26 protein-coding genes, 4 tRNA genes and 1 riboswitch are annotated in these 26,867 nt (G+C 61.6%); of the genes, 16 read left to right on the forward strand and 14 right to left on the reverse strand.

Features of this window, described 5'->3' with window-relative positions:
* Positions 1–79: 79 nt before the first annotated feature.
* From dusB to ABX74_RS24120, 3 genes are all read right to left on the reverse strand, one after another.
* Positions 80–1,222, reverse strand: coding sequence for a tRNA dihydrouridine synthase DusB (dusB, locus tag ABX74_RS24110; protein WP_003939756.1), 1,143 nt, complete (start codon positions 1,220–1,222; stop codon positions 80–82).
* An 81-nt stretch (positions 1,223–1,303) separates the two neighbouring features.
* Positions 1,304–2,263 (reverse strand): acyl-ACP desaturase, encoded by a 960-nt coding sequence (locus ABX74_RS24115; protein ID WP_003940492.1) that lies wholly within the window; start codon positions 2,261–2,263, stop codon positions 1,304–1,306.
* Between the two features lie 128 nt (positions 2,264–2,391).
* Entirely contained in the window at positions 2,392–3,270 is an 879-nt protein-coding gene (locus ABX74_RS24120; protein ID WP_047889845.1) for a LysR family transcriptional regulator, read from the reverse strand.
* Between the two features lie 114 nt (positions 3,271–3,384).
* On the opposite strand from ABX74_RS24120, the gene ABX74_RS24125 reads away from it, so the two are divergent.
* Positions 3,385–4,602 carry an MFS transporter gene (locus ABX74_RS24125; RefSeq protein ID WP_047889846.1) on the forward strand — a complete coding sequence of 406 codons (1,218 nt, stop codon included), beginning with the start codon at positions 3,385–3,387 and terminating at the stop codon, positions 4,600–4,602.
* Positions 4,603–4,658: 56 nt separating this feature from the next.
* On the opposite strand, the gene ABX74_RS24130 is transcribed toward ABX74_RS24125, so the two are convergent.
* Positions 4,659–5,249, reverse strand: a complete 591-nt coding sequence (locus ABX74_RS24130; protein WP_003940105.1) for a DUF937 domain-containing protein — start codon at positions 5,247–5,249, stop codon at positions 4,659–4,661.
* 99 nt (positions 5,250–5,348) lie between these two features.
* Positions 5,349–5,795, reverse strand: coding sequence for a hypothetical protein (locus ABX74_RS24135; RefSeq protein ID WP_020970602.1), 447 nt, complete (start codon positions 5,793–5,795; stop codon positions 5,349–5,351).
* A gap of 99 nt (positions 5,796–5,894) precedes the next feature.
* Here ABX74_RS24135 and ABX74_RS24140 point away from each other — a divergent pair, with 99 nt between their 5' ends.
* Both ABX74_RS24140 and ABX74_RS24145 read left to right on the forward strand, forming a co-directional pair.
* On the forward strand, positions 5,895–6,272 hold the full coding sequence (locus ABX74_RS24140; protein ID WP_047889847.1) for an MmcQ/YjbR family DNA-binding protein: 378 nt from the start codon (positions 5,895–5,897) through the stop codon (positions 6,270–6,272).
* A 45-nt stretch (positions 6,273–6,317) separates the two neighbouring features.
* Complete coding sequence (locus ABX74_RS24145) at positions 6,318–6,902, forward strand: hypothetical protein (protein WP_020908915.1); 585 nt, start codon at positions 6,318–6,320, stop codon at positions 6,900–6,902.
* Between the two features lies 1 nt (position 6,903).
* Here the strand turns inward: ABX74_RS24145 and ABX74_RS24150 are convergent, their stop codons facing one another.
* The 3 genes from ABX74_RS24150 to ABX74_RS24160 form a co-directional block, all read right to left on the reverse strand.
* Complete coding sequence (locus tag ABX74_RS24150; protein WP_082148547.1) at positions 6,904–8,103, reverse strand: low temperature requirement protein A; 1,200 nt, start codon at positions 8,101–8,103, stop codon at positions 6,904–6,906.
* Positions 8,104–8,187: 84 nt separating this feature from the next.
* Positions 8,188–9,276: an NAD(P)-dependent alcohol dehydrogenase gene (locus tag ABX74_RS24155; RefSeq protein ID WP_047889910.1), complete on the reverse strand. Its 1,089-nt coding sequence runs from the start codon at positions 9,274–9,276 to the stop codon at positions 8,188–8,190.
* 29 nt (positions 9,277–9,305) lie between these two features.
* Positions 9,306–9,779 (reverse strand): DUF4334 domain-containing protein, encoded by a 474-nt coding sequence (locus ABX74_RS24160; protein ID WP_019745072.1) that lies wholly within the window; start codon positions 9,777–9,779, stop codon positions 9,306–9,308.
* A 120-nt stretch (positions 9,780–9,899) separates the two neighbouring features.
* On the opposite strand from ABX74_RS24160, the gene ABX74_RS24165 reads away from it, so the two are divergent.
* The gene (locus tag ABX74_RS24165; protein ID WP_047889911.1) at positions 9,900–10,442 is read left to right on the forward strand and encodes a TetR/AcrR family transcriptional regulator; all 543 of its coding nucleotides are present in this window, start codon (positions 9,900–9,902) and stop codon (positions 10,440–10,442) included.
* Between the two features lie 94 nt (positions 10,443–10,536).
* Here ABX74_RS24165 and ABX74_RS24170 read toward each other — a convergent pair whose 3' ends face one another.
* Both ABX74_RS24170 and ABX74_RS24175 read right to left on the reverse strand, forming a co-directional pair.
* Positions 10,537–11,730 (reverse strand): PrsW family intramembrane metalloprotease, encoded by a 1,194-nt coding sequence (locus ABX74_RS24170; protein WP_047889849.1) that lies wholly within the window; start codon positions 11,728–11,730, stop codon positions 10,537–10,539.
* Positions 11,730–12,401, reverse strand: coding sequence for a hypothetical protein (locus ABX74_RS24175; protein WP_046379179.1), 672 nt, complete (start codon positions 12,399–12,401; stop codon positions 11,730–11,732). The genes ABX74_RS24170 and ABX74_RS24175 overlap by 1 nt, the downstream gene beginning before the upstream one ends.
* A gap of 425 nt (positions 12,402–12,826) precedes the next feature.
* Between ABX74_RS24175 and ABX74_RS30215 the strand changes: the two genes are divergently transcribed.
* Together ABX74_RS30215 and ABX74_RS24180 are read left to right on the forward strand one after the other, a co-directional pair.
* Positions 12,827–13,093 carry a hypothetical protein gene (locus ABX74_RS30215; protein ID WP_133727009.1) on the forward strand — a complete coding sequence of 89 codons (267 nt, stop codon included), beginning with the start codon at positions 12,827–12,829 and terminating at the stop codon, positions 13,091–13,093.
* Positions 13,094–13,155: 62 nt separating this feature from the next.
* Positions 13,156–14,007 carry an alpha/beta fold hydrolase gene (locus ABX74_RS24180; RefSeq protein WP_047889850.1) on the forward strand — a complete coding sequence of 284 codons (852 nt, stop codon included), beginning with the start codon at positions 13,156–13,158 and terminating at the stop codon, positions 14,005–14,007.
* An 88-nt stretch (positions 14,008–14,095) separates the two neighbouring features.
* Here the strand turns inward: ABX74_RS24180 and ABX74_RS24185 are convergent.
* The 3 genes from ABX74_RS24185 to ABX74_RS24195 form a co-directional block, all read right to left on the reverse strand.
* Positions 14,096–14,168 (reverse strand) — tRNA-Lys (locus ABX74_RS24185).
* A gap of 12 nt (positions 14,169–14,180) precedes the next feature.
* The gene (locus ABX74_RS24190) at positions 14,181–15,572 is read right to left on the reverse strand and encodes an MFS transporter (protein WP_047889851.1); all 1,392 of its coding nucleotides are present in this window, start codon (positions 15,570–15,572) and stop codon (positions 14,181–14,183) included.
* On the reverse strand, positions 15,569–16,066 hold the full coding sequence (locus tag ABX74_RS24195; protein ID WP_047889852.1) for a MarR family winged helix-turn-helix transcriptional regulator: 498 nt from the start codon (positions 16,064–16,066) through the stop codon (positions 15,569–15,571). Before ABX74_RS24195 ends, ABX74_RS24190 begins: the two co-directional genes overlap by 4 nt.
* 405 nt (positions 16,067–16,471) lie before the next feature.
* On the opposite strand from ABX74_RS24195, the gene ABX74_RS24200 reads away from it, so the two are divergent.
* The 10 genes from ABX74_RS24200 (at position 16,472) to ABX74_RS24245 (ending at position 26,097) form a co-directional block, all read left to right on the forward strand.
* The gene (locus tag ABX74_RS24200) at positions 16,472–17,125 is read left to right on the forward strand and encodes a TetR family transcriptional regulator (RefSeq protein ID WP_019745065.1); all 654 of its coding nucleotides are present in this window, start codon (positions 16,472–16,474) and stop codon (positions 17,123–17,125) included.
* A gap of 111 nt (positions 17,126–17,236) precedes the next feature.
* A tRNA-Glu gene (locus tag ABX74_RS24205) sits at positions 17,237–17,309 on the forward strand.
* A 135-nt stretch (positions 17,310–17,444) separates the two neighbouring features.
* Positions 17,445–17,518: transfer RNA gene (locus ABX74_RS24210), tRNA-Asp, on the forward strand.
* A gap of 70 nt (positions 17,519–17,588) precedes the next feature.
* A tRNA-Phe gene (locus ABX74_RS24215) sits at positions 17,589–17,665 on the forward strand.
* Positions 17,666–17,906: 241 nt separating this feature from the next.
* Entirely contained in the window at positions 17,907–19,535 is a 1,629-nt protein-coding gene (locus tag ABX74_RS24220) for an ABC transporter substrate-binding protein (RefSeq protein WP_029256108.1), read from the forward strand.
* Between the two features lie 179 nt (positions 19,536–19,714).
* A riboswitch (SAM riboswitch) is annotated at positions 19,715–19,810 on the forward strand.
* A 4-nt stretch (positions 19,811–19,814) separates the two neighbouring features.
* The gene (locus ABX74_RS24225) at positions 19,815–20,894 is read left to right on the forward strand and encodes an LLM class flavin-dependent oxidoreductase (RefSeq protein ID WP_020970591.1); all 1,080 of its coding nucleotides are present in this window, start codon (positions 19,815–19,817) and stop codon (positions 20,892–20,894) included.
* A 29-nt stretch (positions 20,895–20,923) separates the two neighbouring features.
* On the forward strand, positions 20,924–22,318 hold the full coding sequence (locus ABX74_RS24230; protein WP_047889853.1) for an NtaA/DmoA family FMN-dependent monooxygenase: 1,395 nt from the start codon (positions 20,924–20,926) through the stop codon (positions 22,316–22,318).
* Positions 22,319–22,387: 69 nt separating this feature from the next.
* Entirely contained in the window at positions 22,388–23,749 is a 1,362-nt protein-coding gene (locus tag ABX74_RS24235; RefSeq protein WP_164840885.1) for an MFS transporter, read from the forward strand.
* A gap of 224 nt (positions 23,750–23,973) precedes the next feature.
* Entirely contained in the window at positions 23,974–25,350 is a 1,377-nt protein-coding gene (gene ftsW / locus ABX74_RS24240; RefSeq protein ID WP_020908900.1) for a putative lipid II flippase FtsW, read from the forward strand.
* 114 nt (positions 25,351–25,464) lie between these two features.
* A complete protein-coding gene (locus tag ABX74_RS24245) occupies positions 25,465–26,097 on the forward strand; it encodes a TetR family transcriptional regulator (RefSeq protein WP_019745059.1) in 633 nt (210 codons plus the stop codon).
* A gap of 3 nt (positions 26,098–26,100) precedes the next feature.
* Here ABX74_RS24245 and ABX74_RS24250 read toward each other — a convergent pair whose 3' ends face one another.
* Entirely contained in the window at positions 26,101–26,859 is a 759-nt protein-coding gene (locus ABX74_RS24250) for an SDR family NAD(P)-dependent oxidoreductase (protein WP_047889854.1), read from the reverse strand.
* Positions 26,860–26,867: the final 8 nt, after the last annotated feature.

A 26,867-nucleotide genomic window follows, 5' to 3' on the forward strand; every position in this document is an offset into this window, starting at 1 on the left:
GAAGCTGGAGCCATATTACTGGTGAATCCTGAGTGCTTCACTCAGAAAGTGATGAGAGTAATCCGACGGCGTGTTCTCGCTAGCCACCGGAGTGCATCATGTCAGCCCCCACCGGCACAAGATCGTCCTCGGGATCGTCGAGCCAACCTTCCGGAAGTGCTACCTGACCGGGCGAGCCTTGGCGACCCCGCGGGCCTTCGGCGTCCTTGGGGAACGGGACGTCGTGATCGAGCTGTCCGAGCAGGTCGTCCAGTTCGGACAACGTGCTGACCAACGCCATCGAGACCCGCAGATCCGATCCGACCGGGAACCCACGCATGTACCAGGAGACGTGCTTGCGAAGTTCGCGCAAGCCCTTCATCTCACCGTGGTGTGCGGCGAGCAGCTGGGCGTGACGGGCGATGATCTTGGTGACTTCGCCGAGCGTCGGCGGCGTGGCGATCTGTTGTCCGTTGAGAGCTGCGCTGAGTTCCGCGAACAGCCATGGCCGTCCGAGGCAGCCACGTCCGACGACGACGCCGTCGCAGCCGGTCTCGTTCATCATCCGGGCAGCATCCGAAGCATCGAAGATGTCACCGTTGCCGAGGATCGGAACGTCGGTGACGTGTTCCTTGAGACGCGTGATCTCGTTCCAGTCAGCAGTGCCGGAGTAGCGCTGCGACGCGGTACGTGCGTGAAGTGCGACGGCAGCAGCGCCTTCAGCTGCGGCGATCCGGCCGGCGTCGAGGTGCGTGTGATGTTCGGGGTCGATGCCGACGCGCATCTTCACAGTGACCGGAATATCGGTGCCCTCGGTGGCGCGCACAGCAGCCGCGACGATCTGTCCGAACAGCCGACGCTTGTACGGCAGCGCGGAGCCACCGCCCTTGCGGGTCACCTTCGGGACGGGGCAGCCGAAGTTCATGTCGATGTGATCGGCCATGTTCTCGTCGACGATCATCTTGGCCGCGGCGTAGGTCGTATCCGGGTCGACTGTGTACAGCTGCAGCGACCGGGGCGTTTCGGTCGGGCCGAACGTGGTCATGTGCATCGTGGCCGGCTGGCGCTCGACGAGCGCACGTGCCGTGACCATCTCGCAGACGTAGAGGCCGGACGTGCTGCCTGCACGTTCGAGTTCGAGTTCACGGCACAGCGTGCGGAAGGCGACGTTGGTGACGCCCGCCATGGGGGCGAGGACCACGGGGCTGTGCAGCTCGAGTGAACCGATACGTAGGGATGACATGTCTACCTCTGAACAAATACTTGTGACAATTGGAAGTGCCCGGTACCGAATCCGGTACCGGGCACAGAATAGCTGGTGAAACTAAGAAGCCTGCTGTTCGCGTTTGGCGGCTTCGCGTGCGAGCATGCGATCGCGCTGTTCCTCGAACTTCGTCGCGTTGGCGGCAAGGGTCTCGAGGAAGGCCGCCAACTCTTCGCGCGTGTTCTCGCCTTCGGCGCTGAAATCGTTGCGCTCGAAGATGTTCCACTTGCGCAAGACGGGCCAGACGACCTCGTCGAGGTGCTGGCGAAGGTCGTAGATGCCGTGCTTGGCCATGAGAGCGCCGTTACGACGGAAGTTCGGCATGCCGGCGCCCGGCATCTGGAAGTTCTGGACGATGTTCGCCACAGCCTTGAGAGCCTGATCGGGAGCAAGATCGAGCGCGGCGGCGCAAATGTTGCGGTAGAAGATCATGTGCAGGTTCTCATCAGCGGCGATGCGCTGAAGCATCTTGTCGGCAATCGGCTCGTCGCAAGCCTTGCCGGTGTTGCGGTGGCTGACGCGCGTCGCGAGTTCCTGGAAGGTCACGTAGGCGACCGAGTGCAGCAGGCCGGCGTCGCCCTCGTCGATGGGCGCGCTGTAACCGTTTGTCATGTGTTCCATGCGGAAGCGCTCGAGCTCGACGGGGTCGACTGCGCGCGTGACGACGAGGTAGTCACGCATCACGATGCCGTGACGGTTCTCCTCGGCGGTCCACCGGCCGACCCACGTTCCCCAGGCGCCGTCCTGCGAAAAGTTCTCGGCGATCTCGCGGTGGTACGAGGGCAGGTTGTCCTCGGTGAGCAGGTTGGTGATCATCGCGGCGCGAGCTACCTCGCCGAGCTGTGACTGCTCGAGGCTCCAGTCTTCGCCGCCCATGGCTGCGAAGTTACGACCCTCGTCCCACGGAACGTAGTCGTGTGGATGCCATTCCTTGGCCATGGAGATGTGGCGGTTGACGTTCTCCTCGGCAACCGGCTGCAGCTCTTGTAGCAGCTCCAGCTGCGTCAGAATCCTCGTCATTTCTTGCCTCCATGTTGAGTGAATGCGCGACTTCGCCCCAGCCTACGGCACCGTAGGTTTGAAAAGAATGGCATGAAAATTGCTCCCCTCGAGGGATGTTACCGATCCGTAGTTATCCGGGGGCACTTTCACGACCAAGTCGTTCTTTCGACGTAGTCGCGGAACGTCAGGGCGGGATCGGACAGCTCGCGGCTCTTCGACCAGATCAGCCCTATTTTTCGCTGTGCTCCTTCGATCGGTACGTAGACGACTCCTTCGGCCCAGATCGGTGGATCCTGCACCGGCATGACCGAGACACCGAAGGACGCGGAGACCAGTCCGCCGACCGTTGCCAGCTCGCTGCTCTCGAAGACGAAATTCGGAGTGAATCCTGCGGCCGCGCACAGTTCATCGAGAATTCTTCGCATCCCGAAGTTCGGATGCATACCGATGAACGGTTCGTCGGCCGCGTCCGCGAGCTCGACCGAATGCAACTTCGCAAAGCGATGATCAGCCGGAACAGCCAATGCCAGTGACTGCTGGGCGATCTGCATCCATGCCACCTGCGGATCACGCGGCTGCGGCGAGACGACGGCCAGGTCGGACGTGCCGGCGGCAATTCTGTCGACCAGGAACTGCGCACTGTCCTGATGCAGTTCGAATCGCACTCCGGGATGCTCGACGCGGTATCCGCGCAGCATGTGCGGCACCAACCAGGTGCCGAACGAGTGGAGGAAGTCGAGCCGGACCGTGCCGCTTTCGGGGCTCGCCAGCGACTGGATTTCGCTCTGCGCCGCGTCGAGTGAGTGAAGAGCGGTGCGAGCGTGTCGGTAGAGGATCTCGCCGTACCGGTTCAGTTCGAGCCGGCGTCCCTGACGGTCGAAGAGCGTCACTCCGATCTGTCGTTCGAGGCGTGCGAGTTTGCGCGAGAGTGTCGGCTGCGACAGGTGAGTCAGATCCGCGGTAGCGGTCACCTGTTGGGTTTCGGCGAGAACGACAAACCATTCGAGGTCTTCGGTCAGCATCACGAACCCAATCTATATACCTATGACGCATATAGAACTCCAAGTTTATGCATTTTCTTTTGTCGAAGCGCGGCGGGAGGATTCTTACCGGAGGTAAGTGATGCCTGGAGGTATGTGGTGACTGTCGAGAATGTGATCGAATCCGAAGTGGTGCCGCTTCGCCGCGGAACATCGGGGTATCGCACGGTGACCGTTGCGCTGTTCGCGGCCGGGCTGTCGACATTCATCTCGATGTACGCGGCACAGGCATTGCTGCCTGCGTTCGCCGAAGGCTTCGACGTCTCGCCCGCGGTGTCTGCACTTTCGGTCTCGGCGACGACGGGCATGTTGGCGTTGGCGATCATTCCGGCCAGTGCGCTCTCCGAGCGGTTCGGTCGCACACGGGTGATGATCGCGTCGGCGTCGGCATCCTGTGTGATCGGTTTGCTTCTGCCACTCAGTCCGACGATCGAGGTTCTGCTGATCGGACGCGCGGCACAAGGCTTGGCTCTGGCGGGGGTCCCGGCGGTAGCGATGGCCTATCTGGCCGAGGAGGTCGATCGGAAGGACCTCGGTGCAGCGATGGGAAGGTACGTAGCCGGCACGACGATCGGTGGGCTGATCGGACGGCTGGTTCCGTCGGCCGTCGTCGATTTCAGTACGTGGCGCTGGGCATTGTTGACCGCAGCCTTGCTGTCAGCGTTGTTCGCGCTCAACATGATCCGGAAGCTTCCCGCGTCGAAGTTCTTTCGCCCGCAACCGGTGTCGGTGCGTGCGATCGCATCGAATCTACGACGCCACCTTGCGAACCCGTCGCTGCGCACGCTTTTCGCCTTGGGGTTCATCCTCATGGGCGGATTCGTCTCGATCTACAACTTCCTCGGGTTTCGGCTCACGGCAGCACCTTTCGGACTTCCCGAAGCACTTGTCGGCCTGGTCTTTCTTTTCTACCTCGCCGGAACTTTCACCTCAGCGGTAGCCGGCGGGGCCTCGGACCGGCTGGGTAGGCGCAGTGTTCTGCTCGGCTCGGTTGTTGTCATCGGTATCGGGCTGGCACTGACCGTTCCGGACAATCTGGCGTTGACTCTCGTGGGGATGCTGCTCTTCACCGGAGGATTCTTCGCGGCGCATTCGGTGGCCAGCGGTTGGGTGGGGCTGATCGCGACCGATCACCGGGCCGAGGCGTCGGCGTTGTATCTGTTTGCCTATTACGCGGGTTCGTCCGTGGCGGGCGCCCTCGCTGGTCTCGCGTACGCGGGCGGCGGTTGGGGTGGGGTCAGTGCCTTTGTGGGCGCGCTGCTGTTGGTTGCGTTTGCGTTGTCGCTGAGGATGTTTCGATCTTCGACGGTTGACTGAACAGAGCACTGCGGCGACCCCGAACGGGATCGCCGCAGTGCGTTCTGTCTAGCGTTTTACTTCTTGCCGCCGCCGAGGAGGCCGCCGAGCAGGTCTCCGAGGCCGCCGCCACCGGATCCACCCAGGATGCCGCCGAGTGCGCCGCCGATGCCGCCGCCGGAATTGCCGCCACCGCCGAGAATTCCGCCGAGGAGATCCCCGAGCCCGCCGCCACCGGAGGCCTGGGTCTGCGCGCCGGCGCCGCCACCGGTGAACTGCTTGGCGAGGTAGGCCAGGACGATGGGAGCGAGGATCGGCAGCAACTGCTTCACCAGATCGTTTCCACCGCCGCCACCGACACCGCCCAGTGCGCTGGCGACCTGATCGGTGTTGCCGCCGAAGATGTTCGAGACGATCTTCTGACCGTCAGCGGTGTCGACTTTGCTGATGTCGACGCCGTCGTCGAGAAGGCTGGTGTCAGCGTGCGACTGCAGCGCACTTTCGAGTGAGGCTGCGCCTGCGGGATCCTGAGCGTTGGCGCCGAGGCCACCGACGAGGGTCGGAAGTGCAGTCTTGACCGCCGATTCGGCAGTTGCCTGGTCCACGCCGAGTTGCTGCGCGATCTGGTCGATGGGGATCTGGGATAGAAGGTCGTCAAGCGATGCCATTGATGCCCTACCTCTTCTGGGGTACTACTCGTCAGTACCCGGCTGTTGCAGACACTAGTGAATGTCGGCGTCGACGGTAACCCTCCGGTTGCCGAGCGGTCAGGCTCGGGTCTTCTCGCGGGGGACCAGACACGCTAGGAGAGCGAGAATCAGTCCGCCGGCCGTCAAGATGAATCCTGTCTGATTTGTCAGGATCGTGGAGTAGTTTTCCCTGATGACATTGTCGAATTGATCGTTCACTCGGTAGTAGAACGTGCCCAGAGTTCCCAATCCCACGATGATTCCGATCCACGCTGAAATACGAGAACCGAACAAAGCGGCGATCAGAATCAATACGGCGGCAGCGAGCAGAAGTATCGCCATCGAACGGTAGAAGGTCACGGACTGATCGCCGAGTTGCTCGATTGCCCACCCGGCCGGAAAACCGTCCCGCAGGTCCTCGAGGCGAACGTTGTTGGGTTTGACCCCGGCCAGTACGTACATGAACGAGCCGACGGCAACGGCGATTCCACAAATGAGCAGAACCAGATGAACTAACGTGCGCATGCCACTCTCCCTGTGTTCGGAGTTCGGTAACGCGGTCGTCGCCGAGCCTAGCTGTGTCGCGGGTGTCAAGCTCGGTATCGAGCGTGCAGAATCGTCTCCATGCCCGACAACATGCGTCGACTCGAAGAGATCTCGCTGTCGCTGCCGGAGGCGGAGCGCGTCGACATCGAAGCGTGGGACGGCCACCCGACCTTCCGGGTCCGCGGCAAGAACTTCGTGTTCTGCAACCTCGAAGCCACCTCCTTGACCGTCAAGTTGAGCAAGGAGGAAGCCGAAGCGGTGGTGGCCACCGAACCAGGCGCAAGCGCTGCCGGCTACGGTCTCGGTCGTCACGGGTGGGTTTCGCTCGACATCGGCACCGACGTTTCCGAGGAGAAATGGTCGCAACTGGAGGAGTGGATCTACACCTCGTTCACCCTCGTTGCTCCGAAGCGGCTTGCCCGGATCGTTCTCGATGCGGATGAGGAACGCCCGTAACGGATAGATTCGTCAGTACAGACGCCGACTAGACGAGGATTTGTCATGACGACACCGGAAACTTCACCGGCCACCGCAAAGCCGGGCATGCCGCCGTGGGCGAAGAAGGCCATCGGGATCGCAGTGATGGCGGTGGTCCTGGTCATCGCTTACTTCATCCTTGCCGCCTTCCTTCCGCGTTGGTGGGCGCAGCGAATTGCGTCGTTGGCGAACGGCAGCTTCAGCGCCGGAATCGCGTGGGGACTGCTGTTCGGTCTCGTCTGCACCCTGGTCCCGCTCATCTTCTTCCGAGCGGTCTGGCAGGTGCGCAAGCGCAAGCATGCTCGAATCATCCAGATCACGGCTCTCGCGTTGGGTGTGATCTTCGCGCTGCCGAATCTTCTCTCTCTGACAGTTGTTCTCGGCAACAACAATGCAGCGCATGCGGGCGAGCGGATCCTCGACGTCGACGGCCCCGGTTTCCGCGGAGCCTCCGTTGTCGGTGCAGTCCTGGGCGTTGCGTTGTTCCTGGGTCTTGTCGCGCTCGGCTACATGTACAAAAAGCGTGGCAAGGATCTCGATAAGATGCGCGGTGAGCTCAAGCAACACGAGCCGCAGAGCAAGGGCGAGGCTCCAGCCCCGGAAATCTGAGTCAGCTCTTCGACCGAGTGCTCAGGCCGACACCGACTCCGACGGTTCCCGCCGCCACCAGTCCGGCGAGCGGGACCGCCCAGTGTCCGGCAAATGTGCAGGCGAGAACCAGGATTGCGCTCACCGGTAGAACAGCCTGCTCGATCCTGTCGCGCTTGAAGTGGCGTGAGTGCATGAGCCACACGAAGATCAGGAACATCGCGGCCGGGATCGTGACCGCGGCAGATGCTGCGAACGTCGAAATGTGCGCCTCGCCAACTGCTTCCTCGACGGCTACTTCGATGCCGGCGCCGATGGCCGCAGCGGATCCGAATACGAAGTAGTGCCCGTATCCCCACAACAGGACGGCGCGATTGCCCTGGTCTGCGAGGTAATCGTGGATCGGGACGGCGAAGTAGATCCACAACGCGGAGAACACGATCAGAACTCCGCCGACAGCAATCGGAATCAATAGGTCGGCGGCGTCGAAATCACGAATGCCGGATTGGACCGCGATGGTGGCGGCAGCAATGGTTTCGCCGAGCATGATGATGGTGAAGAGGCCGTAGCGTTCGGCGATGTGTTGCGGGTGCCACGGACTCTGATGGTTGCGCTCGGCGATTGCCGGCACCGCGAGTTCGGCGATCATGAGAACGAAGAAGCCCGGTATCCACGCCGACGCCGGCATCAGGAGCAGCACGATCCAGCCGGCCTGGACGATCACGAGCCCGGCGGCGTATTGCAGAGCAGTGGTTCGCGCTGCACCGGATTCACCGCTGGCGGCTCGAAGCCATTGGCAGGTGAGCGCAATTCGCATGATGAGGTAGCCGACGATGGCCGTCGTACGGTCGGTTCCGTCGAATGCGTCGGGGATTCCGGCGGCGAAGACGAGCACGCCACAAATCTGTACGAAGGTCGCGACCCGGTAGGGGACGTCGTCCGTGTCGTAGGCAGACGCGAACCAGGTGAAGTTCACCCACGCCCACCACAGCGCGAAGAAGACGAACATATAACCGGCGATGCCGTCGACGTAGTGGCCCTCGGCAACAGCATGCACCAGTTGAACTCCGGCCTGTGCGGCCGCAACCACGAAACACAGGTCGAAGAACAGTTCGAGTGGCGTCGATGCGCGATGGTTCTCGTCGCGGCTGCGTGCGCGCATCCGGATGATCGGCATAACGGCCCGGCCGTGGCCCGCGCCTGTACTGGTGTGTTCTGTCATCGTCCCCACCTTGCTCCGACGTCTAGTGCAGGAGCGCAGTCTAGGGCGAATTCCGTCGGGTCGACGAATGAGACATTTCGCCCCTCACCACACGAGAACGGGTTTGATGACGCGCCCCGACGCGTGATCTTCGACGGCTTTGTTGATGTCGGCGAATGCGTAGCGCGTCACCAAGCGGTCGATCGGAAACCGGCCACCAGTGAAGAGTTCGACGAGTTCGGGGATGAACGTCGAGACTTCCGACTCTCCTTCGATGCATCCTCGAATTGTCTTTCCGCTCAGCATGATGTCGGCCATGTTCACCTCGACCGTGGATGCTCCGAGTCCGACTACTGCCAGTGTTCCCCGTGCTCGAAGTGATGTGACGGCTTGATTGATCACGGAGCCGATTCCGGTGGTGTCGAGGGAATGTGTCGAACCTCCGTCGGTGGCGGCGCGTACTGCTTCAACCGCGTCCTTGGTGGTCGGGTCGACGGTGACGGCGCCGAATTCCTCGGCGAGTTCGCGCCGCTGTGCAACGGGGTCCACGGCGATCAGGGTGGAAACGCCGGCAGCCCTCGCCGCCAGCAGCGCTGCGAGTCCGACGCTGCCTGCCCCGAAAACGACAAACGTCGAGTCGGGCTCGGGGCGAAGTAGATTCAGCACGGCACCCGCGCCGGTTTGAAACCCGCAGCCGAGCGGAGCCGCGACGGTCAGGTCCACTGCAGGATCGACGACGACGGTGTTGTCGGCAGAGGCTATGACGTATTCCGCGAAGCTGGACTGGCCGAAGAATGCGGACCGTATCGGAGTTCCGTTTCGCCGGACCGGCGTCGAGCCGTCGGTGCGTGCGCCAGAGCTGTTGAGCCCGTGTGAGCTTTCGCAGTACGCCCGATGGCCGCTGAGACATTGCCTGCATACACCGCAACTGCGGTAGCTCAGCAATACGTGATCACCAGCCGCGATGTTGTCGATCGACGAGCCAACCGCTTGCACCACGCCGGCGCCTTCGTGTCCGAACACGCAGGGCCCGAGCTTTTCCGGTAGCACCGTCTTCGTGAACAGATCCGTGTGGCACAGGCCTGTCGCGACGATGCGAACCAGGATCTCGTCTGCGCGGGGTTCGTCGATCTCGACGGTGTCGAGGGTGAAGGGGGAGTGCGGGCCGTGTGAGAGCGCCGCTGTCATCTGCATGGCGGACGTCGAATTCTGTTCGGCGCGAATCACGCTCGCTCGAGCAGGAAGTAGTAGTGCTGTCCGCCGTCGAGAACCAACGCCGATTTTCCGTTCATGATGCCCATGAGCGTCGAATCGTCGACTTTCTTGAAGTGGTCGAAGATCGGCGCGCCGTCGTAGACCATCGTCGCCGTGACTTCGCCACGAAACTCGATGTTCCACAGGCTTGCCTCGCCATTGCCGCTCTTGACGTCGGAGTAGAGGTTGCCGTCTTCGTCTCGGCAGATCAACGGCTTGGCATCCTCGACGGAATTGAAAGTCTTGCCGTACCAGCGGCTCGCGAACAGTTTTTCGTGCAGACGATGACCGGTGGCGAAGTCGTCGCCCTTCCATTCGCCGAGGATTTCTTCGGCGGCAACGGTTTCCAGCGCGGCCCACACTTCGTCGAGTTCTGCTGGTGAAACACCACTTTCCGATCCACGGAGCCGGGTGAATGCGGTTCGAGCGTCATCGAGATTCATGTCTCTCCTTGCGTCGGCGGGTGAGTTGGCCGAAGTTCGCGAACCAAATTGTTCGTCAACTCTGCACGCTACGCCGAACCGGATGGTTCGGCAACGGTCGATTCGTTCTAGGCTGTGAACATGCGCTCAGCAGGGGAAGCCACGAGAGACCGCATTCTGGCGGCCGCAAAGGACGAATTTGCGACGTACGGCCTGGCCGGCGCGCGGATCAATCGGATCGCCGCGCAAGCGCGTGCCAGCAAGGACCGTCTCTACGCGTACTTCGCGAGCAAGGAAGAGTTGTTTTCTGCCGTCACTGAGCAATGGACGTCCGAAACCACAGCGGAGACAGCGCTACGAGGTGATGATTTGCCGGGGTATGCAGGTCGACTTTTCGACAACTACGTCGCGCATCCCGAGAACGCTCGATTGCAGCAATGGGCGGATCTCGAAGCACCGGACGTCATGAGCGAGGACGACATACGAAGCAATACGTTCCGGCCGAAGGTAGCCGAGATTCGCAAAGGCCAACTCGAGGGACACATCGACCCCGAGTGGAATCCCGCGGAGTTGATTCTGTTGATCACCGACATTGCCCGGATGTTCGCGCTCAAGTCGTCCCGTCCCGTCGCTCAGCGTCGCGAGGCTGCGGTCGGGGCGGTTCAGCGGTTGATCGCGACGTGACGAACCGGATGTGCAACGTGATCAATGGCCAACGCCGCGTTCCCTTGTGCTCTCGCACGAGGGAACGCGGCGTTGAATTCCAGTTCGGAGCGGGTCAGAGCTTGACCGACGGCTGACCACTCCTGATACGACTTACCTCGGATCGAGCGAATTCGACTCGGCCGGTGTTGGTTCCGTGGGAGTCTGCCAGAGCGTCGGCGAGGTCTGCCGCGGCTTCGAGGACGTATTCGGCGCGTTTACGGGCCGCGTGTCCGCCTGCAGATTTGCGGAAAGCCCTGCGTGCCTTGTGGTCGCCGCACAGAGCGACGAATTCTTCGTCCGTGATGACACCACGGTCGACTTCCGGTGCCAGGATGTCGCTCAGGAACTGGCGTTCACGTGGAACCGTCATTCGAAACACGCGGACCACGAGGGTCAATGCAGCGGCGACCATGACAAAGAAGAGCGGAAAGAGGAGAGCATTCTTGCCTTGTGTCAAGGCACCGGCGGAATCCCACAGGCCGTGGAGCAGCATCGCGGTCGCCATCAGCGCGAGTCCGCGCCCCACACGACGCGGTTCCGCCGGCCGTCCCAGTAGATAGACGAGTCCGGCACCGAAGATCGCACTGTACAGAGTGTGTGCGGCCACTCCGAATACCATGCGGAGGATGATCGTCGGCATCGCAGCGCCGACCGGATCGGCTCCGAACTGCGACGCGGCCGAGTTCAAGGCGTACAGAACGTCTTCGAAGATCTGGAAGCCGAGTCCGATGAAGGCGCCGAGGATGAATCCGTCGAATGCGGTGCGCACCAATCGAGATGCCAGTGCGATGAGCAGGAGCACCCCGATGCCCTTGGCGATTTCTTCGGTGAACGGAGCTGTCAGGCCGGGGCCCCAGTCCGATGCCCACGCCTGTCCGAATGTCTTGGCGTACAAGGACAAGATGGCGTCGTTGGCGTTTGCGGCCATCACCCATGTAGCGGCGAAGCTGCCCCACAGGAACGCAACGACGATCAGTTTGACCGGTTGGCGCGCGTACCTGTCGATGTGCTGCGTGAACCACCAGAAGATGGCGCCGTACACACCGAACAGCACCAGCGAAAGCGCGATGGCTTCTCCGTAAGCGCCGGCGGACGACGACAGCAGCGAGAAGAATTTGAAGGCGCCGCTCACCACCAAAGCGAGGTAAACCCAGAAAGCGGCGTTGCGCGGCTGGTAGAACGTGAACGACCTACCCCAACCGGAGTTCTCGATCGCACCGGCGCGGGTGAGGAGATCGTTTGCGGGTTGTGTTGTGGGCGTGCTCATCAGGAACCCTCTCCGGCTCGGTGGCTGATGCTCACGATCATGTGAGCAATGTCGTCCGTGATGGTCGGAGCCACATCGCTCGGCCCGGTGGAGACAACTTCGATGCCTTTTCCGTCGACGACAAATGCTGCGATCACGCCGTCGGCAGTCGAGTTCGAGTAGCTGGTGATAACACCACGAATGCCGCTCGCCGTGGTGATCGAGGAAGAGTCGCCGCTGACGCGCAAAGACTCTGCTGTTGCCAGGGCGTCCGAGGTCTTCTTGATCTGTTCGAGTAGAGCGTTCGCGTCACCGGCGAAGGGTGCCGTGTAGACGGTGAACAGTGCACCGCTGTTCACCAGAGTTGCGCGCTGCGGGAACGAACCGGAGACGGGAGCATCAGTTTCGCGGACCCCGTCTGTGATTCCCCAGCCGACGGCGGGAACGAAGGTGATGCCGTCTTTGAGTTCCATGACATCCCCGGCCACGACTTCGTCGTCGTAGGCGACAGAGTTGTTGACGGCCGGGATGAGGATGCTCATGACTATCGCAACGGCCAGCACTATCGCTGCCGGGATGATGGTCGCTCGGTCCAGGCCGAACCATCTACGGTCGACGGGAACCCAGCGATCCTCGGGTTCGAATGGCGTCCGCGGCGGGTCGTCCCGCACTGTGGTTTCCGTTTCGGTCATGTTTGCCCGGGCTTTCGTGAGTGCTTGGTAAGGCGTTCGCGGGCCGCAGTATCCGATTTGTACTGCACGCCGTTTGTGCTGGGTCGACAGCGAATCTGAGGAGTGCGTCTCAGGGGGTAAAAGTACCAAACAGAACGATTCAGGCAGGACGTGAACCTGGACATCGCTTTGGGGGAGTTTCGAAAGGCGCCGGCCCCGGCGTCTGCACGATGTTTACGTGATTCTCAGTATTGGTGCGTAGCTTGGTCGTTGGCTCGTTGACGCCCTCGGGATGTTGACGTGCCGCCCAAACTTTTGTTGTCGACTGTTCAGATACTGGTGAGCTAAAGGATCGCGGCCGGCCACCCGTACTGAATATCGTCGACACTCAGCGTGTTCCTTCGGCGCGCGCACCTGTTCAGTATCTGGAGTGGAACCGTGTCTCAGTGGCCGTGCCAATGAAGATCTCGAAGAAGGTAGCCCTGGTGCTGGTGGCTGCATTCGCGTTGACGTTGGGTTCGGCGGAAGTCGGAACCGCCCGCGCAGACACGTCTGTCCGGGTGAGTGTGGCCGGTCATGTTGTGAGCGCCGGACACTTCGAGCAAGTGCGGCGCCCCAACCGATGTGTGAAGGCTGGGCCGGGGAAGTCGAAACCGAGCGAGCAGAAGTCCACGAATCGCAGTGGGCGTCGAGGTGGCGGGGGATGCTTCTGACGGTGGTTGCGAAGTTCCGCAATCAGCCGTCCTGAATCTGTAACACGTTCTAATCTTGCGTGATGGACGTGACCTATGAGGGGACCAAACGCGAAGTCGCTACCGACAAGGGGACTTTGCGCTATCACGAGGCGGGCGATGGTCCGCCGTTGATCCTGTTGCACGGCTCAGGGATCGGTGTGAGTGGTTGGCGGAACTATCGGGGGAACCTCGAGGTATTCGCGAAGCATTTCCACTGCTACATCCTCGAGTTCCCGGGTTTCGGCGTGAGCGATCCCGTCGACGGCCATCCGGTGATCACGGCAGCGTCGTCGGTGATCCGATTCATGGACGCGCTGGGAATCGAATCGGCTGCGATGATCGGCAATTCGATGGGTGGGGTAGTCGGCGTCAACGTCGCGATGAGGTTCCCGGAGCGTGTCTGCAGGCTGGTCACCATCGGTGGCGTCGGCCCGAACATCTTCAGTCAGAATCCAAGTGAAGGTACCCGTCTCCTGCAGGACTTCGCCGACGCTCCCAGCCGTGAGAAGTTGGTTCGATGGCTCGAATGCATGGTGTACGACAAGACTGTCGTCACCGAGGCGCGGATCGAGGAACGATGGGAAACGGCCAACGATCCGGCCTCGCACCAGGCATTGACCGCGATGTACGGATCCAAAGCCTTTGCCGCTCAGCAGCAGATGATGTCCAACTCGGATGTGCCGCCGTACTGGTCGATGATGCACAAGGTGCAATGCCCGACCTTGCTGACATGGGGGCTCGACGACAGGCAGTGTCCACCGGACATGCCGATGATTCCGATGCGACTGATTCCGAACGCCGAACTGCATGTATTCCCGAACTGCGGGCACTGGGTGATGATCGAAGCCAAGGAGGCATTCGAGCGCGTGACCCTCGAGTTCCTGCTTCGATGACCTGCTGATGCATTGATGTGGCACGAATTGATGTGGCATGAACGCACAAGACCCGGCGCCTCTGAATGAGGCGCCGGGTCTGTGTTTGTGCCCCCAGTAGGACTCGAACCTACGACCTGCGGATTAAAAGTCCGTAGCTCTACCAACTGAGCTATAGGGGCGCGGCGCAGAGTCTAACGGGACCGCAGAGTCCGTGAAAACACCACCCCCACCAGAAGGGCGATTCCGATGACGGCGATGGTCCCGCCCGTGCGATGCAGACCCGCGTCGTCGATGGTTCCGCGCATGGTCAGCTCGATGACGACGGCCGCAAGGTTGGCGCCGATGTACTGGATTGTTCGGTAAAGGCCGATCGCGGTCCCGACGTCGGCGGAGGTGGTCACCGAGTTGATCAGGTTCTGGTTTCCCATGTTGTTGAAGCCGTTGGGGATGCCCAGGATCGCCGCTATCAGCAGGAGTGCCACAAGGGGAGTCGAACTGGATTCGACAAAGGCGATCAGAATCCCGCCGACAGCCAACGCGGCGGTGCCGATCAGGAGGGTGATTCGTGCGCCGAATTTCCCGTACACCCTGGACGCGGACATGGTCGCGAAGATCCCGACCGCAGCGACGGGCAGCATGAAGAGCCCGGCGCTGATCGGTGACATTCCGCGGGCTACCTGTAGCCACTGGGGGAGTCCGAAGAAGATGCAGTAGAACGCTGTGTAAGTCAGCAGGGTCCGGCCGAGAGTCATGCTCAGTGCGCGGTTTCGGGCGATGGCACGGACGTCGATGAACGCCGAGGTGGTTCGACGTTCCCACCAGACGAACAGGAACGCGAAGAGGGCCGTCGACGGGACGAGATACCACTTCGCGTGCTCGGCGAGAGAGAGGAGGAAGAGCATCGTCGACGTCGTCAGGGCTAGAAACAGCGTGATACCGAGTGGGTCGAGAGACTTGAACAACGCAGTGGCGCCGGCCCGGTCGGGCAGGGCGGAGTCGCTCGGAGCGGCGAAGAAGACCCATACGGCAGTGACGACGACAAGCGGGAGGTTCACCCACATGATCGACTGCCAACCGAGTGTGCCGACCAGCAGCCCGCCGAGAGTAGGCCCCAGCGCGACGACCGATTGAGCGCAAATGGTGAGTGTTGCTATAGCTGAACGGGTTTGAGCCCGGTGACGGTCAGCGTATTCGCGGATGACGGTCATCGCATTCGGATACTGTGTCGCCGTGCCGATTCCGAGCAGAATTCGCGCCGCGATAAGCCAACCCAGTGACGGGGCGAGCGAGCCGAGGATCGATCCGGCAGCGATCAGACCCAATCCCGCCAGATAGACGCGTTTGGCGCCGAGGATCGATCCGAGTCGGCCAGCCGCCGGTGCCGTGACTGCAGTCGCGATGTAGAGAGCCGAGATGACCCACGCTGTGCCCGAACTGGAACCGAAGTATGTAGCGATCGGGACGATTGCCACCGCAATCATCGACGAGTTCAGTGCCTGAAGGACGGTTCCCGAACCGAGAGCAAGACTCAGTTTCAGGGGAACGGAGGCTTGGGGTGTCGACGTTTCGGCGACGGCGGTCACGGGTTCATCAGTGACTCCTCTGATATCGGTGTCGATGCTGATGGCGGGGAAGCGTCCTGGCCTAGTGTGCGCAGGATGCGGCCGGCGATCAGCAGCAAGTCACGCTCGGCTTCGGTGCACTCGGCGTCGATGACCTCGGCCAGCCACTGCGTGCGTTTCGTTCGGTCTTCGTGAAGGGTCGATGTGCCTAGTTCGGTCATCGTGACCAGGGCCGCGCGGCCGTCCGATGGATCCGCCCTTCGCGTCACCATGCCCTGTTCCTCGAGCGCGGCCACGGTCTTGGCGATGGATTGCGGTGTGACGCGCTCGAATTTCGCCAACGCTTTTGCGGTCAACGGACCTTGTCGGTCGAGGTGGCCGAGAGCTTGGATCTGGCTCGGCGTGAGTTTGTGGTCGTGGCGTTTGGTGCGAAGACGCCGGACGAAGGCACCCAGATCGTCCCAAAGTACGTCGATCTCGTCCCGAGTCTTGATGCGACCCTCGCCATCGTTCATTTAGACAGTCTAACTGTGTTATTTCGATGCTGCCAGCACGGTTTCGACAAAAACTGGGGAATAAACAATCGCATTAGTTGTTTAAAACCTTGGGATTGCCGTTCATCCGTCGGCGAAGCAGTTCCGTCTGCGAGGTCGGATTATCGGAATCTCGGACACGAAAAAGCTCGGATGCGCACCCCCTGCAGCGCACCCGAGCGGCCAAAACCATACCACTTGGTGTCTTTTGGGCATAAAGTCGGTTGTTGTCCCCCGAACAGCCGATTGCCTCTAGTACTTTTGGCGGGTATCGCTCTAGTCCTTACGTAGGGTGTGTTGGAGGGGATATTGTGAGGTTTCGGGGGATGACAGGCGCCGATCACGGCGATTCTGCGTACCAACTCTGCGAGAGGCACAACACCGTAAATGGCACGTCAACAAGAGCGTGCGCGGCGTACCCGCGCCGCCCTGGTCGAAGCGGCTGCAGTCGAATTCGCCAAGCGCGGCTATGCAGCTGCGTCGGTGAACACGATCCTCGAGGGCTCCCGCGCCACCAAAGGCGCCATGTATTTCCATTTCCAGTCCAAGGAAGAGTTGGCGCGAGCGGTTCTGACCTCGGCTATCGAAACCTTCACTGGAATCACTGATCGTTGGGCCAAGAGAACAGACCTCGATCCATTCGTCGCATTGCACGGGCTCGTGCTCGACATTGCCGAGGTCTTCCGTACCGAGGTAATCGTGCAGGCGGAATTCCGGCTGATCATCGAGCCGGAGTTCTACAAGGATGTGCAATCTGGTGGCGGGCAGGTCTGGGGAAAGACCGCCTACGAGTTGGCATTGCGCGCCAAGGACGACGGTTTGCTCCGCGAAGACGTGGACCCGGAGAAATTCACGCGCGTACTGGCAGCGAGCCTTGCCGGCCAGCGGTACATGGCGGACCTGATTGCCTCGAGTGGCGATCTGGGTGTGTGGTTCGAGGAGTCCCTCGAAGTGGTGCTCGAAGCCATGGCCACACCGGAGTGGTTGGAGAAGTTTCATCGCGACGGCTGGCCACAAGTGGAGTTCCCCGACGCGGAATAGTCCACTTTTTGCCCATGACCAGGCGATTTGTGATTTCCGAACGCTGTGCCATAAGCTATCCAAGCTCCCAACGGAACGCCGTTGGGGTACTAGTTCGGAGAGATCCGGCGGGCCCCCTTCGTCTAGCGGCCTAGGACGCCGCCCTTTCAAGGCGGTAGCGCGGGTTCGAATCCCGTAGGGGGTACGTTTTGCGAAAGCGAAACGATGCAGTATGGTTTGACCCGCACGACACGCTTTGAGATGCACAAATGCCAGGCCAGGACAGTGGTTTGGGAGCGGCTCGAAGATGTAGTACGGTTTCACAGCAAGGAAAAAGCAAGGCCCTGTGGCGCAGTTGGTTAGCGCGCCGCCCTGTCACGGCGGAGGTCGCGGGTTCGAGTCCCGTCAGGGTCGCAAAGCTTTGTTCTCAATCAATTGGTTGAGAACAAAGCAATGCGATAGGCATTCGGTTCGGGTGCCGTCCGGCCAGGTAGCTCAGTTGGTACGAGCGTCCGCCTGAAAAGCGGAAGGTCGCCGGTTCGATCCCGGCCCTGGCCACCATAATTCTTATCGACAAGCTCCAATCTCATGTTCTTCGAACATAAGGTTGGAGCTTTTTCGTGTTCGGATGTCAGTCGCCGTCAACCACTCGGCCCGATCATCTCAGTTGTGCGCATCCTTTGTCTGCGTGAATATTTCCGGTCACCGGGAACGTGCTGGGCGTCACTCCACAGAGGACATCACTATTAGCCGATTGCGGCCGATCCGTGGCTGCGTCTACTGGAAGTGAGGTGGAATCTCCGTGTCGCACTCGAGATCTTGGCGCATCGGGAAAGTCAGCCGGGTCGCCGTCGCGTTGCTCGGTACCGGGGTTCTGTTGGTGGGCTGCGCGAGCAACGGTGACGACAGCGGGACCGATACGACGAACACGTCGGGGGACGTCGTGACCGGCATGGTCAACGAGCAACCGGACCCAGGCGACGCGGTCGCCGGCGGGACCATGACGTACGGCGTGCAGGTGCTCGTTCCCTCACTCGACCCGACCAAGACGGCAGCGCGCGGCGGTTCCGGCGGTGAGGCCTTCGCTGCTGTGTACGACGTCCTGATGAGTTACGACACTGCGAGCGGCGAGTTCGAGCCCAAGTTGGCTCAATCGCTCGATACCAGCGACGACGGAAGCACGTGGACGTTGAAACTTCGCGACGGTGTGAAGTTCAGCGACGGTTCCGCGCTCGACGCCAACGCCGTGATCACAAGCATCGATCGGTACAACGCGGGCAAGGGCAATGGCGCCGAGTTGTGGCTGGCTTCGGTGGAATCGGCGCAGGCAAGCGGTCCCACGACGGTCGACTTCAAGCTGAAAACGCCGTGGATGCGCTTTCCGTCGATGCTCGCTCTCGGGCACGGGATGATCGTCGCCCCGAGTTCGCAGCAAGGCGACAAGTTCACCGCGGTGGGTGCCGGACCCTTCACCGAAGATCTCTTCACACCGAGTGTCGAGCGAATCTTCAAGGCCAACCCGTCCTACTACGGCGGTGCTCCCAAGCTGGACAAACTGCGGATGGTTGCACTCAACGGTCCGCAGGCCAATCTCGAATCATTGAACAGCGGTCAGCTCGATGTTGCCTACATTCGCGGCCTTACTTCGGCGATCAATTCCGCCAAGTCCGCTGGTTACCCCGGCTACATCGACGTGCTCAACGCCGGTAGTGCCGAGATTGTCAACAATCGTGAAGGCCGACCGGGCTCGGATGTTCGCGTTCGACAGGCTATCGGCTACGCGCTGGACACGACATTGATCGATCAGCGCGTGGAAAACGGTGAGGGACTGCCTGGCTCGGAGTTGTTCGGTCCGACGTCGCAATGGCACGTAGACACACCGGGTATTGCCTACGACCCCGAAAAGGCCAAGGAGCTTCTGAATCAGGCGAAGGCAGACGGATACGACGGCACGCTCGACTACGTCGTGCTCAGTGAGCCCAAGGACCACGCGATCGGCCTCGCCGTGCAGTCACTGTTGCAGGCCGTCGGGTTCGAGGTGAACTTGATCTTGGCCAACAACGCCGGCGACATCGTGCAGAACGTCTACGTCAAGCACGATTTCGACCTCGCGCACGCGGGCATCGGAATGTACGAGTCGATTCTCGATCTCGGATTGTTCTCCACGACCAACAGCACCTCGATGGCGAATACTGCTGGATATGCGAACCCGGCGATGGATCAGCTGATCGCAGATCTACAACAAGCCAAGGATAATTCGTCGACCCTGGCGATCATCGGCAAGATTCAGACGCTGTGGAACGAGACGGTTCCGTCGGCGCCGATCGGCGGGCTCACGTCGTTCTGGGCTTGGCAGAAGAACGTGCACGGTGTGGTTCCGACTGCAACCGGCATCATGCTGTTCGATCAGGCATGGATGGGAGCGAAGTAGCGTTCCAGCGCACACCGAGAGCCCCGTCCGACGCGAGTCGGGCGGGGCTCTTTGGTGTCTACGTCGGCTAGCGTTGCGCAACCCTTTCGATCAGGATGATTGTATTGAAATATGTTGTTGGTCAATATGATTCGCCGATCGTGATTTGACTTGTTCAGCGTCGCCCGCATAGATTGCATCCACCATCCAGAGTGGCTGAGAGACCTGGCTCGATGATGCCGCAGCAACCCGCTTCGTTTGCGCAGTGTGGGTGCTACCGCCAGGACCGATGGAGGACACATGACTGTATTTGCCGTGGGTATCGAACTGGACGGCGAGGGCACTCACCCCGCTGCCTGGCGCCGAAGCTCACACCGCCCGGATCAGTTGCTCACGGGTAAGGCCGTGCGCGATCGCGTCGCGGCTGCCGAGAATGCGGGCTTCACCTTCGCGACGTTCGACGATTCCATCCTCCCTCCGAGTGGTGACGTTGTCGGCCGCATCGATGCCGTCTCCAGGGCGTCATACGTGGCAGCGACGACCAGCACGATCGGACTGGTCCCCGTCGTCGGGACCACTTACGCCGAACCGTTCCACACCTCTTCGCAATTGGCGACATTGGACTACTCCTCGCGTGGGCGTGGCGGCTGGCTTGCTGTTCCGGTCGAAGACGATGCCGCGGCGAGGGCGTGGGGGAGGGCTCCGGTAACGACGGAGTCGGCGCGTCAGCAGGAGCAGCGGGATTCGGTTACCGTCGTGACAGATCTATGGGATTCGTGGGAGGACGACGCCGTCGTCCGTGACTATCTCAGTGGGCGTTTCCTCGAGCGTGATCGTCTGCATTACGTCAATTTCGAGGGCGACACCTTCTCGGTGAAGGGGCCGTCAATCGTTCCGCGGCCGCCGCAAGGCCAGTTGGTGGTGTTCGGCCGCTACGGCGCCATCGAACCACACCAGGCCGATGTTGTTCTCGTTTCCGGTGATTCGGTGGAGGCCATTGCACAGTCGGCTGCCAAGGCGCGCGATGAGGGCGCGTCATTGGTGGTCGCCGAGGTCGATGTGGCATTCGATACGCCGAATCTGTCTGCGGCGCAGCGGTTGATCGAGCTGAACTCGTACGGGAATGCCGTCGTCACTGGCCGACTGCTCCTGGCTGCAGATCCGGGGGAAGCGGCCGTGGTTCTGAAGGAATTGGCCGGACACCTCGACGGTGTTCATTTCCACGCTCTCGTGATCGACGAGGACCTTCCGGTGCTGGCCAAATTCGTGCTTCCGGCGCTGTCGAAGTCCGGATTGACGCGACGCCCGGTTCCGGGATCGACTCTGAGGGGCAACCTCGGCCTGCAGCGGCCCGCAAATCGATTCGTCCACTCCTCCTGACTTGACTTCGCGCTAAGGACATTTCGGCTATGACTGCATCACGCTCCGCCGTACCTCGACCCGACGCTCACGTTCACTTCGGCGTCTTCTTCCAAGGGGTCAACCACACCACCATCTGGTCCGATTCCTCGAGCGGATCCCAGATCGACTTCGAGACGTTTCGGCGGTTGGTACTCACCGCCGAGCGAGGTCTGTTCGACGCCTTCTTCCTCGGTGAGGGCCTTCGTCTTCGCGAGCAGAACGGCAAGATTCTCGATCTGGATATCGCCGGCCGCCCCGACGCCATTGCGCAGTTGGCCGCCCTCGCCGGTATCACCGACAAGATCGGGCTGGTCGCGACACAGAACACCACGTACAACGAACCGGCCGACCTCACCCGTCGACTCTCCGGCCTCGATCTACTTTCCGACGGACGGGCCGGCTGGAACGCGGTGACCACCGACAACGCTTGGACGGGAGAGAATTTCCGTCGCGGTGGTTTCCTCGACCACGCCCTGCGTTACGAGCGTGCCGGACAGTTCATCGAAACTGCACGGGCACTGTGGGATTCGTGGGCGGACGACGCGATCTCGGACTCTCGCACGTCCGAGAACTGGTCGACTCCGGGAGCCGTGAGCGACGTACGCCGCCAGACTTCGCAGTTCGACATCTCCGTGACGCCGACGCTTCCTCGCAGCAGACAGGGACATCCAGTCATCTTTCAAGCGGGCGATTCGCCGACTGGACGCGATTTCGCGGCGACGCACGCCGACGTCATCTTCTCGCGACACGGGACGCATTTCGACGGCGCGCTCGACTTCGCCGACGACATTCGGGCTCGGTTGCGTAGCGTCGGGCGACCGGAGGACGACGTCAAGATCCTGCCCAGCACGCAGATCGTGTTGGCGGAGAACGAGTCCGAGGTCGAAGAGAAGGCGCGGTGGGTCCTCGAAGGTCAGTTCACCGGCCAAACCGCACTGTCCCTCGTCGGATTGGTTTGGGGGAAGGACCTTTCCGACCGAGACCCGGACGGTCCACTACCGGAGGAAGATCCGGTTGCGCGCCCGGTGTCCGAGACTCGCGGTTCCGCGCGAGACGGCAACGACCCCATTGCGATTGCACGTGAATGGCGGGCTCTCGCCGAGGCAAAGAACCTGTCGCTACGTCAGGTCGCCATCGAGACCTCGCAGCGTTCGGGTTTTGCGGGCACCCCGGGGCAGGTCGCAGATCAGTTGGTCCATTGGGTGCGCAACGGAGCTTCGGACGGCTTCAATATCTCGCCGTACCTGGTGCCGACCGGGCTCGACGAGATCGTGGACTGGTTGATCCCGGAACTGCAGGAGCGTGGGGCGTACCGCACCGAGTACTCCACGTCGACGCTGCGAGAGCACTTGGGGTTGCGACCGCCGCTCACGCGTCGGGCCGCGTCTGAAGTTGCGGGGTAACGGGTCCTGTCCCACACGGTCACAGCGGCGGCCGAATCCACCAAGCTCGATTCGGCCGTCCGCTGGGAGATCATCGTCTGCGTAGCCGCGGGCTTCACCACCCTTCTCGATTCGGCGGTGCTCGGAATCGGGGTTCCGTCGATCCGGGCGTCGCTGGGCGCGTCGACCTCCGAGGTGCAGTGGATCCTTGCGAGCTATTCGCTGACTTTCGGCTTGGCCCTTGTGCCGGCGGGCCGACTCGGTGACGTCGTCGGGCGTCGACGCTTGTTCTTGGCGGGGCTGAGCATTTTCGCTGTGATGGGAATCCTCGGAGCATGTGCGTCGGATCCGTCGATGATCGTGTTGGCTCGTCTTGGGCAGGGGATCGGCGCAGGCACCATCAGTTCGCAGGTGCTCGGCATCATCACCGACCGGGTGTCCGGAAAGGCTCGGGCGAAGGCGTTAGGCGCGTACAGCACCGCGGGTGGTCTGGCCGGCGTTTCCGGACCGATCCTCGGTGGCGTTCTGCTGAAGTATTCTGACGCCGACTTCGGATGGCGGTTGCTTCTCGTTCTCAACGTGCCGTTTGCCGTGATCACTCTGATTTTGGCGTTTCGCTTTCTGCGCCGTGATCGAACTACCCGATCAGGCGCATCGATCGATCCGGTTGGGCTGTGTCTGCTGGCGACTACGACCGGGCTCCTGTTGTGGCCCATCGTGACCCGAACCAGTGTCACTGTGGCTGCGGCTTTCCTGATCGGTGCGTTCGGCGCTGCCGTTGCCTTCTGGTTCTGGGAACGTCGGTACGCCGAGCGCGGCGGGACGCCGGTACTGCTTCCGTCGTTGATCGCCTCACGGGGCTTCCGGTTGGGTACGACGGTTGCACTCTTCTGGTTCGGATCCATCCTCGCCGTCAACGCGGTGCTCAGCCTCTATCTGATCGAGGGTTTGGGCTTCGCCCCGCTGAGTGCGGCGTTGATCATGACCGGTAGCTCACTCGCGATGGCATTGACGTCGGCTTTCGGATGGCGGCTGGTTGCCAGGTTCGGCCGAAGTGCGGTGGTTTTTGCCATAGTCGGCGAGATCCTTGTCATCCTCGGCTACATCGCAGCGGTCAATCTGATTCCGCGGGAACATCTGATCCCGGTGCTGGTGGTCCTGGCGGTGTTGTCGGGAGTTGCCAGCGGTTTGGTCGACGCGCCCAATCGGGTGCTGACTCTCGAATATGCACCGCCGGGCGCGAACGGTGTTGCGGCGGGTTTCCTTCAACTGTCTCAGCGCCTGTCAGCGACCATCTCGCTGGCCGCGGTATCGGGGTTGTATCTCGGTGTGCTCGGATCGTCGCCCGACGGATACGGACGTGCGTTCGGGATCGCGCTTGCCGTCTGCGTGGTCATGTTGACGCTCTCGTTGGCGGGAGCGGTGGCAGACCGACGCCGGCGAAGGACGTGACCTGGTATTTCGTGGGTCTACATGGACCTCGGGAGGCCGAGCCCGTGTGACTCATGGGACTTGTGTTACCCATGGGTTAGGAGTCGTGGGACGATACTTGTGTGGTGACCGGTCGCAGTGAAGACAAGCCCAACGGTCGCGGGAGTGGAGAGCCAGTTAACTCACCCCGTGGATCGTCGGACAAACGTGACCGCACATCGACACCCTTCCGCGCTCGAACGGCGATGTGGACGAATCGGCCACTGTTCGATTTCCATATGATCGTCGGTCTGGTCGTGCTGATCGTCGCGTTCGGACTGCTGATGGTGCTGTCGTCTTCGGGCGTCGAATCCTATGTTCTGTCCGGGACGTCCTACGCCCGCTTCTGGCCGCAGTGCATGTTCGCAGCGATCGGTTTGGTGATGTTCGTGGCGGTCGTGCGGTTGCCGACCGAAACGATGCGTAGAGCCTCACCATGGCTGCTGATCCTGTGTCTTGTTCTGCTTGTCCTGGTGCTGATTCCAGGTATCGGCTCGGAACAGATGGGTGCTCGCAGCTGGTTTGTGATCGCGGGTATTTCCTTCCAGCCGTCGGAGCTGGCCAAACTTGCTCTGGCGATCTGGTCCGCGGCGACGGTTGCGTCGTTCATGAACGCGCGGATGGATGTCAACCGCGCGCTGCCGGTGATCGGCGGGACGACGCTGCTGGTTCTGGTTCTGGTGGTGTTGGAGAAGGACCTCGGAACCACGATCACCATCGGCATCATCTTCATGTCGGTGCTGTGGTTCGGGCTGTTCCGGATGAAGACGTTCATCAGCCTCACGCTCGGTTCCGCAGTCGCATTTCTCGTGCTCGGGCTTACTGCTGGTTACCGCTCGGATCGCATCAAGGCTTTCCTCAATCCTGATCTCGACCCGCAAGGCTTGAACTTCCAGAGCACTCAGGCCAAGTACGCATTGGCGAACGGCGGCATCTTCGGTCGCGGTCTGGGGCAGTCCGACGCCAAATGGAGTTACCTCCCTCAGGCGCACAACGACTTCATTTTTGCCGTGATCGGTGAAGAATTGGGTCTGGTCGGTGCGCTGATCGTCGTTGCTCTCTTCGCCGCGGTTCTGATCGTCGGACTGCGAATCGCGAAGCGGTCGACCGATCCGTTCCTCAAGGTCATGACGGCGACGGCAACGACGTTGATCGTCGTGCAGGCGTTCATCAACATCGCCTACGTCGTTGGCCTGATTCCGGTGACCGGTCTGCAACTACCGCTCATCTCGGCGGGCGGAACGTCGATGATCACCACCTTGCTGATGTTCGGGCTCATCGCGCACGCAGCCTTCCGTGAGCCCGAGGCTGTCGCCTCTGCCGAGAGCAGCGGTCGCGGTTGGATTCCGCTGGTCTTCGGCAAGCCTCGGTTCGGCATTGCCAAGAAGCCACAGACTGACCGACGTCGGCCGCCTGCTCGCCGCGCCCAGCCGGCCCCTACTGGTCAACGCCGACCGGAGCGACGGGCGCCGCAACCCGACCGGCGCCGGACTCAAGCGCCGGGCCGACGCGCACCGTCGCGCGACTGGTCGGAAGATCCACGTAGACGCGGCCGATCCGATCGGCCGCGGCGCGCTTCCTGATCTCGGCCAGTCTTACTGGCGGCCAGCTCGGAAGCGGGCAGTCATGCACCCGACGATTGCGTTGGGCGGCTACATTGGGAGTCGGCAAAACGACGTCTAATTAGGGTTGTGGACATGGCAGGTGGCGACAAGGCAGACCAGTCGGTGGTCGAACGTAGCTCGGTGACCGGACGTCGTACGACGCCGTCGCAACGAGCGCGTTTTCGCCGGATTGTCGACGCCGCAATGGAATCCGCCTCCGAAGGCGGCTACGACGCGGTGCAGATGCGATCGGTGGCCGATCGCGCCGGCGTCGCGATCGGCACTGTTTACCGGTATTTCCCGTCCAAGAACCACATGCTTGTCGTCGCATTGTTGTGGATGTTCGAGGGTTTGCGTGACAGATTCCAGGACTTTGTAATCCCGGGTGAGACTCCGTCGGACCGAATTCTGTTTGTGCTGCGCAAGAATACGGAGGTCCTCGAGACCGATCACCTCCGTTACGAAGCGTTGGTTCGGGCGTACATGTTCGCGGACGCGTCGGCGACTCCGGAACTCAACGCGCTCGGTGGGGTCGTGACCGAGATGTTCGCGAAGGCGATCGGCGTCGAGGAAGTCTCGCAACAGCAGATGGATGCGGTGAAGGTCATCGACGACGTCTGGATGTCGAGTCTGGTCTCGTGGGTTGCCGGCCGGATGACGACGGACGAGGTGATGGCGCACCTCGAACTTGCCGTGCGACTGGTCTTTCGCAAGTTGGGTGGATAGCGCTCAGACGGTGTAGCCGCCGTCGACGTTGAGCTTTTGACCGCTGATGAATCCGGCCGCGTCGCTTGCGAGGAAACATACTGCTTCGGCGATGTCGGCAGCTGATCCGAAGCGCTTCAACGGAATTCGGCTCATCGTCACGTCGAGTGCGCTCTGGTCGAGTTCGGCGGAGTTGATCAGTCGCTCCGCCATTCCGTCCGTCAACATGCCTGGTCCTACCGCGTTGAACCGAACGCCGTAGCGTCCTTCCTCTGCGGCGAATCCGCGAACAAGTTGTTCGACAGCCCCTTTGGTGCCTGCGGAGAGTCCGTCGCGCACGGGAAAACGATCCGTTGCCGCGGTTGTCACCGCTACCACCGAACCCGAAGATGCCCGCAGCGCAGGCAGGGCGGTGTGGACGAGTGTGAAGAACGCCGCGGCTTCCTGGTTCAGTTGTTCGGTGAAGAACGCCGGCGTCACGCGCGAGAGGTGCGTCATCGGGACGTGCGGTCCCGCAGCGTGGACGAGGGTCGTCAATGCGCCCAGATCACTGACCGCATCGCGGACGGCGGCGCTGATCGACAGCTCGTCGGTCAAGTCGAGAGAATACGAGTGGACGAGCACGCCATGCGCTCGAATCTGCTCGCTCAGTTGCTCGGCAGCGTTCTTGTTGTTTCGGTAGGTGAAGGCGACGTCGTGCCCGCGTTCGGCGAGAGTCAGGGCGATCGCCGACCCGATTCCACCGGTTCCGCCGCTGACAAAAGCGGTGCGTGCTGCGCTCACAATGCCTC

This window comes from Rhodococcus sp. ARP2, assembly GCF_001029585.1.
In the GTDB taxonomy this organism is placed as follows: domain Bacteria; phylum Actinomycetota; class Actinomycetes; order Mycobacteriales; family Mycobacteriaceae; genus Rhodococcus_F; species Rhodococcus_F erythropolis.

Bases quoted from the DNA above. Each gene is read 5' to 3' on its own strand.
- dusB (WP_003939756.1), bottom strand. From the start codon at position 1,222: ATGTCATCCCTACGTATCGGTTCACTCGAGCTGCACAGCCCCGTGGTC.
- ABX74_RS24115 (WP_003940492.1), bottom strand. From the start codon at position 2,263: ATGACGAGGATTCTGACGCAGCTGGAGCTGCTACAAGAGCTGCAGCCG.
- ABX74_RS24130 (WP_003940105.1), bottom strand. From the start codon at position 5,249: ATGGCATCGCTTGACGACCTTCTATCCCAGATCCCCATCGACCAGATC.
- ABX74_RS24135 (WP_020970602.1), bottom strand. From the start codon at position 5,795: ATGCGCACGTTAGTTCATCTGGTTCTGCTCATTTGTGGAATCGCCGTT.
- ABX74_RS24140 (WP_047889847.1), top strand. From the start codon at position 5,895: ATGCCCGACAACATGCGTCGACTCGAAGAGATCTCGCTGTCGCTGCCG.
- ABX74_RS24145 (WP_020908915.1), top strand. From the start codon at position 6,318: ATGACGACACCGGAAACTTCACCGGCCACCGCAAAGCCGGGCATGCCG.
- ABX74_RS24150 (WP_082148547.1), bottom strand. From the start codon at position 8,103: ATGACAGAACACACCAGTACAGGCGCGGGCCACGGCCGGGCCGTTATG.
- ABX74_RS24155 (WP_047889910.1), bottom strand. From the start codon at position 9,276: ATGCAGATGACAGCGGCGCTCTCACACGGCCCGCACTCCCCCTTCACC.
- ABX74_RS24160 (WP_019745072.1), bottom strand. From the start codon at position 9,779: ATGAATCTCGATGACGCTCGAACCGCATTCACCCGGCTCCGTGGATCG.
- ABX74_RS24165 (WP_047889911.1), top strand. From the start codon at position 9,900: ATGCGCTCAGCAGGGGAAGCCACGAGAGACCGCATTCTGGCGGCCGCA.
- ABX74_RS24170 (WP_047889849.1), bottom strand. From the start codon at position 11,730: ATGAGCACGCCCACAACACAACCCGCAAACGATCTCCTCACCCGCGCC.
- ABX74_RS24175 (WP_046379179.1), bottom strand. From the start codon at position 12,401: ATGACCGAAACGGAAACCACAGTGCGGGACGACCCGCCGCGGACGCCA.
- ABX74_RS24180 (WP_047889850.1), top strand. From the start codon at position 13,156: ATGGACGTGACCTATGAGGGGACCAAACGCGAAGTCGCTACCGACAAG.
- ABX74_RS24195 (WP_047889852.1), bottom strand. From the start codon at position 16,066: ATGAACGATGGCGAGGGTCGCATCAAGACTCGGGACGAGATCGACGTA.
- ABX74_RS24200 (WP_019745065.1), top strand. From the start codon at position 16,472: ATGGCACGTCAACAAGAGCGTGCGCGGCGTACCCGCGCCGCCCTGGTC.
- ABX74_RS24225 (WP_020970591.1), top strand. From the start codon at position 19,815: ATGACTGTATTTGCCGTGGGTATCGAACTGGACGGCGAGGGCACTCAC.
- ABX74_RS24230 (WP_047889853.1), top strand. From the start codon at position 20,924: ATGACTGCATCACGCTCCGCCGTACCTCGACCCGACGCTCACGTTCAC.
- ftsW (WP_020908900.1), top strand. From the start codon at position 23,974: ATGTGGACGAATCGGCCACTGTTCGATTTCCATATGATCGTCGGTCTG.
- ABX74_RS24245 (WP_019745059.1), top strand. From the start codon at position 25,465: ATGGCAGGTGGCGACAAGGCAGACCAGTCGGTGGTCGAACGTAGCTCG.